This window comes from bacterium (assembly GCA_040757115.1).
In the GTDB taxonomy this organism is placed as follows: Bacteria; UBA9089; CG2-30-40-21; order CG2-30-40-21; family SBAY01; genus JBFLXS01.
The window spans coordinates 1-2,144 of the sequence record JBFLYA010000394.1 but is presented as its reverse complement, the minus strand read 5'-3'; the positions used below and the strand labels follow the sequence as shown (position 1 = coordinate 2,144).

The 2,144-nt window shown below is 39.5% G+C and carries 3 protein-coding genes; 2 read left to right on the top strand and 1 reads right to left on the bottom strand.

Translation table 11 applies throughout. The annotated features are described in order from the left end of the window. Positions 1–231: 231 nt before the first annotated feature. Together AB1422_19040 and AB1422_19035 are read left to right on the top strand one after the other, a co-directional pair. A complete protein-coding gene (locus AB1422_19040; protein ID MEW6621398.1) occupies positions 232–714 on the top strand; it encodes a hypothetical protein in 483 nt (160 codons plus the stop codon). Positions 715–846: 132 nt separating this feature from the next. After that, a complete protein-coding gene (locus tag AB1422_19035; protein ID MEW6621397.1) occupies positions 847–1,665 on the top strand; it encodes a hypothetical protein in 819 nt (272 codons plus the stop codon). 298 nt (positions 1,666–1,963) lie between these two features. Here the strand turns inward: AB1422_19035 and AB1422_19030 are convergent. Then, positions 1,964–2,144 (bottom strand): hypothetical protein (locus tag AB1422_19030; protein ID MEW6621396.1); only part of this gene is annotated, 181 nt, incomplete at its 5' end.

The following is a 2,144-nucleotide window of genomic DNA, read 5'->3' as shown; positions in this document are numbered from 1 at the left end:
TAATACTAATTACAAGATGACTCCGCGTCTCCTTAATGATGATAAAGTTTAGGGGCAATTCTTCCTGCTGAGGGTGAACTGGGTTACTATGCGGGTCCTGTCAGGACGAAAGCAGAAGGAAGCGAGTCGCACAGAACATTCCCCAGGGAGCGATGAAACTCGGGTTTGAACATGGTTAATTTGAAGATTTGTAGCAAGTACATTTTATCTTTCTTCAAGAGTGATTGGGCTGTGGCGGATTACCCAATCAGATTCCGGCATTTTGGGGTGAACACTTCAATCTCCAGGCGAAGACTAACAGCCGCCCCCTGGATGGCTCAGGTGCTCAACTGGCCGCTAATGTTCGGTCATGGCCAGACACAAGAAGAAGCTTATGCTAACCTGAAGCGGCGTTTTGAGGAATACAAAGGTGGGAACAAAACACTACCTCGGCCTGGGACGAGGGGTAAGATAAAAATAGAGTTTGCTCCGACTGTCGAAATCGCACAATACGAACCGCTTGCTGGTGAGTTTTTTAAGCAGATATTGGCGATGAACTACGACGAATGTCTGGTAACAGACGAATCCAGCCTGTGGGATTTCCACAGCGAGGAAACGAACGAGGAATATCATCGAAAGATTGCGGAAGTTTATGGAGTAGATGTTTCAGATATTAAGAACGGGAACCTGGTGCAGATTTTTAAGAGAATTCGCACACGGGAGCAGCCCGCATAACATTGGTTGGAGCCAACGCCTACTTAAACTATCGTCCTTTGCCTGCGCAGGTATCAGTGATTCAGGCGAGACTTGCCAGTAAGGGCGGGTAGGCACGAATCAACCTATTCATTAGAGAGGTAATTTATTGTTATGAAACTTCCTACACAAGAAGCAGACTTATTTTTTGAGATAATGTGGGCACTTCAGTTCTTTGTCAATCAAAAACTTAAGGTGTTACCTTCCATTAAAACGCTGGAGGAGTATAAGGCACTTTCTAAGAATGAGAAGGTTAAGGTTCGTGAGGCACTATACAAAAACCAGCAATTGATTGATTTGTTTGTGAAAGAAAATCCTCAGCAATTCTCCGAAGAGAAGTTGTTAACTGTAAGTAAATGGCGAGACTTCATAAAAGGAGAGTTCTATATCGAGCGGTTCTTAAAAAAACAGGCTATTTTTATTTCAGAGAAAGAGCAGGTTTATGGAGTCTATGGGCTTTATCAGGGATTCGATGAACTGATTCATCCATCTCATTTGCCTCTTTTAGTAGAAACGGTACTATTACCCTTTGCTGGGAAAATAGTATACGATGGAATTTTTCATAGTTACAAGGTTCATTTTGGTAGTGGAATCTGTAGTAATCTCAAAGAAATCTATATGATTGCTAAACAGAATAATCGCATCATAGAAAGCCTTGAGTCTCCACCCATTGCCAGGGAACTCAAGGTTCAAGCACTCAAAGATTGGGAACCTGAAATCCAGGATATCTATGAAAAAGTTAAACAATTAAAAGGAGGACCCCATTATCCCTTAACATACGGTTCTGCTTTTGGTTTAGTCAAAGCCAGTGTGGAATTTGCTCAGGTAGTTGTATCCCCTTCAACCGATTTGAATACCCGATATAAGTCTTTGAAGAAGGTGGAAAGAGAATTGAAGAAGGCTTATACAGTGCTTGAGCGTGAGGAAGAATAATGCTAAGATGGAGGAATGCTTATCATTGAAAATTATCCTATTTCTGTATATCATTACAAAAATGTATGTTATCCAGAAAAAACTCTAAATAGGTTATCGGCATTTTTTTATTTAAGTTGAGTAATTTATTAAGATTATGGGTAAGTTTCAGAAAAAAACATTTGATAATCGTTAAAAAGTTATGCTATAAATTTAACAAATAAGTGATGATATACAGAAACTATATAATAACTGGTTAGACTAAAAGAGATTAAACCACGAAGGGCAGGGAGGGCACGAAGTGAAATTTGATGAAATATCAAATAAAGTTAGCAAATATTAAAGTTGGCTTGTTATGTTGATAAATTTCAATGTAGAAAGGTTGAAAGAAGGCATAAAAAGATTTGTCTTGTCCAATCTTCGTGACCTTCGTGCTCTTCGTGGTAAAAGAACAGTCTAACAAAACAATGAACCTGACAGAGCAGGTTATTTTATCGTTA